Origin of the sequence: Actinospica durhamensis (genome assembly GCF_018139695.1) — a bacterium.
GTDB classification, from domain to species: domain Bacteria; phylum Actinomycetota; class Actinomycetes; order Streptomycetales; family Catenulisporaceae; genus Actinospica; species Actinospica durhamensis.
Genome location: NZ_JAGSOG010000873.1, coordinates 1 through 393 on the forward strand (window position 1 = coordinate 1; position 393 = coordinate 393).

At 65.4% G+C, this 393-nt stretch carries 1 protein-coding gene; it reads right to left on the reverse strand.

What is annotated here, in order from left to right:
* The coding region (locus tag KDL01_RS47385; RefSeq protein ID WP_212534373.1) for a sodium:solute symporter family transporter at positions 1–393 on the reverse strand (393 nt) is incomplete at both ends.

Below are 393 nucleotides of genomic sequence, written 5' to 3' on the forward strand. Positions count from 1 at the left end.
AAGTAGCCGCCCGGCAACAGCATCTGCGCGCCATACTGCTGCTCCACCGAAGCGAACAGCCGCAGCGGGTCGTATTGGACAGCAGCCAGCAGCATCGCCACCAGCACGGCAGCCGCCGCGAGCAGCAGAACGGCCTTGATGATCTGCACCCACGTGGTGGCGATCATGCCGCCGAACAGCACATACACGATCATCCCGACGCCAACCATGACCACGGCGGACTCGTACGAGATGCCGAGCATCAGCTTGATCAGGGCGCCGGCCCCTGCCATCTGCGGCACCATGTATGCCAGGTTGACCACGACGGTCCCGATGCCCGCCGCGAGCCGCGCATGCCGGCTGCGCATGCGTTCGGCGATCACGTCGCCATAGGTGAACCTGCCGGTATTGCGC